This window comes from Dactylosporangium sp. NPDC049140 (genome assembly GCF_040648435.1).
Window position 1 is genome coordinate 1 of the sequence record NZ_JBEZDS010000123.1, and the last position, 6,198, is coordinate 6,198.

The following is a 6,198-nucleotide window of genomic DNA, read 5'->3' on the forward strand; positions in this document are numbered from 1 at the left end:
AGTTTCCGGCGGTAGTAGGCGCGGCCTTCGGTGTCGTTGCGGAGCTGGACGATGGCCATGATGTGCAGGACCCGGTTGATGCGCCGGTTCCCGGCGTCGCACGGGTACATGGCCACCAACGCACTGGAAGAGATCGCCTACCAGCTCAGCGAGATGAGCGACGAGGAACGGCGAGACTTCGACGCGGCCATCTCGCGCATCGCGGCCGCACACGACAAGGGGACGAGCCAGGGACCGGCGATTGGGTCCGTAACGTGCCCAGGCAAGCTGGGTCTGACGTAGCGCCCCAACAGAGGACTCCCCGCCGACGCCCGGCACCTACTACGCCCGTCCTCATTTGCCGCGATCCGAGCGATGGCGATCATCGACGAACGCCCTGGTTTCCGGTGTGCGGGTAGGGTCCGAGCAGTGGTGGGGTGTTCAAGCGAGGTCGAGGACGAAGTCGCTGACGGCCACGTCGATGGTTCTGTCGTAGGCCTCAGCAGCTGCCGTCACCGCAGCTTGCGGGTCAGTCCCCGGCCAGAGATGCGTCAGGAGCAGGTGGCCAACACCGGCTCGCGCAGCCGGCCCGCTATTCGCGCGCTGGACAGATACCGGCTCGAGGGCTCCGGGACACGGTCTGCGTACGTGGCCTCGGCCAGCAGTAGGTCCGCGTCGCGCGCCAGGTGCACGACCTGTGGGCTCGGCCCGGTATCGCCGGTGTACGCGAGCACCCGGTCGTCGGCGGTCAGGCGGATTCCGGCGTTCGGCACCCAGTGCGGCAGGAGTCGTGTCTCAGCCCGGAACGGGCCGATCTCCATCGAGACGCCGGGGACGATCTCATGGAACACGTAAGCGGTGTCGAGCATCCCGGGACGGTCCAACGCCAACACCGCGTCGAGGGCGCCTGGTAGTGCGTACACAGGCAAGGGTGCCGAATGACCGCCCAGGGCCCGAGCCCTCAGCAGCGGGTTGAGATCCGCGCAGTGGTCGGGATGACCATGGCTGATGAACACCGCGTCGACCTGTGCCGCGGAGACTCGCTCCAACAATCGCGGGACGATGGCATAGCCGGCGTCGAGCAGGAGTCGGAACCCGCCCTGTTCGACGAGGTATCCGCTGCATGCCCACCCGCCTGCGGCCATGCACCGTCTGCACCGAGAACGCTGAGCCGCATGCACCAGACCCTATCGATGATCGGCCCCACCTGCCGCGACGGCTGCCACACGACATCCGCATCTGCCGCTGCGGGCGCTCGTCCCGGCTCAACCCATGGAGTTGTAGGACCAGACGATGGCGACGTCAGGCTTCATCCGCAACCACAGCGTTGAGGCCGGCGAATCGTCCGGGAAATCGATACGCAGCAGCTCCCGTGGTGAGTGGTCATGGAGGCGCTCGACCCCGACGGAAAGGACGCCCTGAAGATCCAGATCGAGCAGTTTGGAGCCGGAGGTCGCACGGAGGCGCAGGCGTACAACTGGGTACCCCGGCTCGACGTCCACCTCGATGTCGTATCCGGCCCGCGTCGTGCGGAACGTCGCCGATGTGTACGGCCATGGCTCGTCGGCATCGCTGTGAATCGGCTCGCCCTCGAACAACGAGACCAAGTCTTCGTAGCTCGGCACGGGCTCCGTAACCGCCCGCACATGATCACACGCCCAGTGGCAGCCCCATCAGCTTGATCGCGCTTCCGGATCTGCCGCGACTAGCGGCCTGCGTGCGGCTGGGCGCGAGCCGCCGTCAGGACCGCGCTCAACTGCTCGCTGCCAACCCGCCGGACGCGCCAAGCGAGCCGACGTTGACGTGGGACGTGGGACTCGACGCGGACGTCAGATCGTCCGGCAACGCCAACTCTATCGAAGTCCGACGTTGACGTAGTAGGTTTCGCCGTCGTCGAGGCGGACGCCGATGCGCCAATAGAAGCCGGCCTGTTGTTTGTCGGTCTTCCAGTTGTACTGCCACTGCCCGTCGGTGTATCGGAAGACCGACCCGGAGTCGGCTGGCAGGTCGTACACCGTCTCGTCGATCGGTAGTGATGTGGAGGATCCCTTGGCCGGGGTGAGCCAGACGGGTGCGCTCACCGGCTGGATGACGTTGCCGGCGGCGTCGGTGAGGGTGAGCTTCACCGGGACGGTCGAGCCGGCCTTGAAGATGCTCAGGTCAGTGCCGCCCTGGCGGGCCGGGTCGTCGATCGGCTGAAGGAAGCCGCCCCACCGGTAGACGATCTTGTAGGTGACCGTTCTGATGGTGGTATGTCCGACGCGGTCGGTTGCCGTGGCGGTGGCGGTGAAGGTGCCGACGCCGTTGGCGTTGCCGCCGGAGACGGTGACGGTGCAGTCGCCCGCCAGCCCCGCCCCTTGGTCGGAGGCCGTGCAGGTCGGCGTGACGGTGGTACCGCGCTGATACTTGGTCCCGTCGGTCACCCCGTTGATCGTGACGGAAGGCCCGTCGGCGTCGATGCCGACACGGACGGTGGTGGTCGTGCAGTTGCCGGCGGCGTCACACACGGCACCGGAGGACACCGATCCGGACGCGGTGACCACTGCCGGGCCAGGGCGGTTCGCGGCCGGTACGCCGGAGCCGCCGTCGTTGTCGCTGACGTTCCAGGTGACGGTGACCGGGCCGTCGAACCAGTCGGTGTCACCGACCCGCAGGGCCGGCCGGCTGTACGACGCCGTCACGGTCGGGGGTGTTGTGTCGGCCGGCAGCGGTACCGGGTCGCCGGGGTCCGATGAGCCGGCGCCGTTGATCGCCACGACGGTGAACGCGTAGTCCTGCCCAGGGGTAAGTCCGGTGATCGTGCACGTCAGGGCGCCGTCGGTGGTGCAGAACCGCCCGCCGGGTGTGGCGGTGGCCCGGTACCCGACGATCGGCAGGTCGGAGGCGGCGGCGAGCCAGTGCAGGGTGACCTTCGTGCCGTCGTCCGGGTCACGGACCGGCTCGACCCCGCCGACCGGCGCCGGCGGCGTACCGGGGGTCACGGTGCCGATCGGGGTGCCGTCGCCGGTGCCACCACCCCCCGGCCCCGGCGGAGGCGGAGACGGGCTGCTGCCGACCGCATTGCGGGCGGTGACGACGAACGTGTAGTTCACGCCGTTCGTCAGGCCGGTGATCGTGCACGACAGCGCATCGGCACTGTCCGTCGAACACGTCAGTCCACCGGGCGTCGCGGTCACCGTGTAGCCGGTGATCAGCGACCCGCCGTCGGCCGGCTTCAACCAGGTGATCGTTGCACTGTGGTCGCCCGGGGTGACCGAGGCGACCGTCGGGGTTGCCGGCGCGGTCGCGGGGCTGAGGGTGATCTCGGTGTCGCCGGTCAGGACGAGCGTGCGGCAGGCGTTGGCACACACGGTGTAGGTCGCGCCCGGGAACAGCGCGAATGAGGTTCTGCCGCTGCCGTCGGTGTGGCTGCCCGAGTTCGTATATCCGCCGACGACCGTGAACGTGCCTGGCGCGACGTTGTTGGCGATCGTGCTATCACCGACGTTGGACACATTGACGGCCGAGCTGACAGGGTTGCCCTGCAGGTCGCGGACCGTTACCACCAGGCGGCTCGTCGTGAAGTCCAGGTTCTCCACGTGGTCGTCGCCGAGGTACTGGATCGGCCGTCCGACCTCCCGGAGCAGGAATTGGGTGGGCAGGCCGGTGGCCCGGGTGTCCAGCGCCGGATCGCCGTTGCTGTACTGCAGACGCACGCCGTAGGACCCGTTGAAGATACCTGTGACGTTTACGTCGTACACGCTGACGCCGGTGGCGTTCGTGCCCGTGCGAGGGGTGCCGCCGCCGTCGATGAGCTCGACCGACGCGTTCGAGTAGGGCGTCGTGGGCAGTGGCTGACCGTTGACGCTCAGCGTTCCGGTGACGTGATGCTGGGTCGGTACGGAGGTGGTGACGGTGTTGCTGACGCCACTCTCGCCGTCGGGGCCGATGGCCGTGACGAAGTACGTGTTGGCGCCGGTGTGCGCCGAACGGTCCACGAACGACGGCGGGAACGACTCGTTGATCTTTGCGCCGTTGCGGTAGACGACGTAGTACTGCGCACCGGTGACGCGGTTCCAGGAGAGCTCGACCGGCACGGCGCCGGGATTGCCGACCGCGAGGCCCGTCGGTGCCGCTGTGCCGGCGGTCGGGACCTCGATCCGGCCGATGTGGTTGCTCGAAGACGCCGTGAACCACATGGCGCCATCCGGTCCCGTAGCAATGTTCAAGGTTCCGGTCATTGAACCGCCGGACGACGCAGACAGTGCATATTCCGTGATGACGCCGGCTGTCGTGATCCGCCCGATCCGGTTGCCGGAGTTCTCGACGAACCACAGCGCACCGTCGCGCCCGGCGTCGATGTCCCAGGGCTCGGAACCCGGCCGCGGCAACGGGTACATCGTCACGACGCCGGCGGTGGTGATCCGGCCGACCTGGTTGCCGTTGATCGTCGTGAACCACAGCGCGCCGTCGGACCCGGCGACGATGCCGTTCGGTGACACGAAGTCCGTAGTGAACCGGAAAACGCTGACGACGCCAGCGGTGGTGATCCGGCCGATCAGTGAACCGTTGTTGTCCCCTCCGGTAAACCACAGCGCGTCGTCCGGACCCGTGGTGATCATGCCGCCGAACGTCGTCGCCGGCAACGGGTACGTCGTGATGTCGCCGGTCGTCGTGATGCGGCCGATCTGGTTGCCTCCGGTGAACCAGAGCGCGCCGTCCGGGCCGGCGGCGATGCCGTTGACCCCCGCTCCGTTGGGCGGCTGGTATGTCGTTATCGACCCGGCTGTCGTGATACGTCCGATGAACCGGTTGTGGGGTGCGGTGAACCACAGCGCGCCGTCCGACCCGACGGTGATGTCGTAAAGCTTCGGTACCGTTGGACTGCCCAGGTCGGGCACCGGGTACTCGGTGAAGGCGCCGCTCGTAGTGACCCGGCCGATGGCGTTGGTCCGACCCTCGGTGAACCACAACGCGCCGTCGGGGCCCGCCACGATCCCGCGTGCGTCCGCGAACTGCGTCGGAATGGGGAACTGGGTGACGCCCGGTGCGGCTAGCGCGGCGCCGGTGCCGCCGAGGAGGCCGAGGCTGACGACGAGGGTCATGAGCAACAGGCGAGCGGTCGATCGAAGCACGTTGGTCCGCACCGTCATGGCTGCCTCATCCCACTGCGTCACCGGCCGGGTCGCCTCGACGGTAGGCAACTGCGAACCCGGTATCCGAGGGCCGAGACGGCCGGAACGCGAGCCGACGGGGCTGGTGTGATGGCTGATCGCTGTGCCGGCCCGCCGATCGAGGTACCACGAATGAGCGATGGCCGGCGCGTCCGGTCGGCTACGGTCGCGCGGCGATCACAGTCGGCACCACCAGCTTCAGCGACATCATTGGCGAAATCCTCGGCCCCACGTCACGCACCAACCTCGTCGCCTTTCTCGATGCAACGGCGCCGTAAAGAGCAGCTCGCCATTGCGGCCGAGCCGACGGCCAGCCGGGCACGATCACGTGCACGGATCTGCCGCAGGTCTCGCGCGGTGAGCGGCTGAAGATCGTCACCCTTCGTGGTGGGCGCCGGAACATATCGGAATGTGCGGCTGTGCACCCAGGCGGTGATGCGGCCGTTGCGCTGCAGGGCCAGGCTGTATCCGCCGCCGGCGGCGATGGCGGTGACCTTGGCGAGCCCGTCGGGCACATCCGCCCCCGGGCCCGGGTGCTGGCCGCCCCAGCCGGTGACCTGGCCGTTGGCGTGCAGCGCCAGGTTGTGCCCCATGTCGGTGGAGATGGGCGATGACGTCGGCGAGGTCGGCGGGCACGCTCGACGGGCCGGAGCTGTGGCCTCCCCAGGCCGAGACGCGGCCATCGGGGTGCAGCGCCAGGCTGTGGACGTTGCCGGCGGCGATGGCAACGGCGTCGGCGAGTGTCGCCGGCAGGTTGGCCTGCGGGTGCCCCGGTTCGCCCAGGTGATCACGCGCCCAGCGGCGTGCGCAGACGTTGCTGCCACCTGCAACCTCCCGGACCGGCACCTGCCGAGGACGATCCATCCTCGTATCGGGAGTCGTGGGTGGCTACGGGTGGCGACGAACGGCCACCGACGACGACCGGTCTGGACGACCGCGACGCCGATTGGGTGGCCCACGCAACAGCGGTGCACGCTCATGGCACCCCTCTGTGTCAAGAGACGGCCTGGGCCGGTGTTCTAGAGTGGGCTCTAGCGGGTCCGGGAAGTGGCTTGTCCGAAGTGCT

5 protein-coding genes and 1 pseudogene are annotated in these 6,198 nt (G+C 68.4%); 1 reads left to right on the forward strand and 5 read right to left on the reverse strand.

Annotated features, from left to right (window positions below):
* The first annotated feature begins 108 nt into the window (after positions 1-108).
* Entirely contained in the window at positions 109-282 is a 174-nt protein-coding gene (locus tag AB0B76_RS58500; protein ID WP_360395000.1) for a hypothetical protein, read from the forward strand.
* A 248-nt stretch (positions 283-530) separates the two neighbouring features.
* Here AB0B76_RS58500 and AB0B76_RS58505 read toward each other — a convergent pair whose 3' ends face one another.
* The 5 genes and pseudogenes from AB0B76_RS58505 to AB0B76_RS58525 form a co-directional block, all read right to left on the reverse strand.
* Positions 531-1,124: an MBL fold metallo-hydrolase gene (locus tag AB0B76_RS58505; RefSeq protein WP_360395003.1), complete on the reverse strand. Its 594-nt coding sequence runs from the start codon at positions 1,122-1,124 to the stop codon at positions 531-533.
* Positions 1,125-1,244: 120 nt separating this feature from the next.
* Positions 1,245-1,604 carry a hypothetical protein gene (locus AB0B76_RS58510; RefSeq protein ID WP_360395006.1) on the reverse strand — a complete coding sequence of 120 codons (360 nt, stop codon included), beginning with the start codon at positions 1,602-1,604 and terminating at the stop codon, positions 1,245-1,247.
* Positions 1,605-1,832: 228 nt separating this feature from the next.
* Positions 1,833-5,063: a PxKF domain-containing protein gene (locus AB0B76_RS58515; RefSeq protein ID WP_360395009.1), complete on the reverse strand. Its 3,231-nt coding sequence runs from the start codon at positions 5,061-5,063 to the stop codon at positions 1,833-1,835.
* A gap of 302 nt (positions 5,064-5,365) precedes the next feature.
* Positions 5,366-5,725, reverse strand: a complete 360-nt coding sequence (locus tag AB0B76_RS58520) for a hypothetical protein (RefSeq protein WP_360395012.1) — start codon at positions 5,723-5,725, stop codon at positions 5,366-5,368.
* 64 nt (positions 5,726-5,789) lie between these two features.
* Positions 5,790-5,996 (reverse strand): annotated as a pseudogene (locus tag AB0B76_RS58525) (RCC1 domain-containing protein); the annotation flags it as partial.
* Positions 5,997-6,198: the final 202 nt, after the last annotated feature.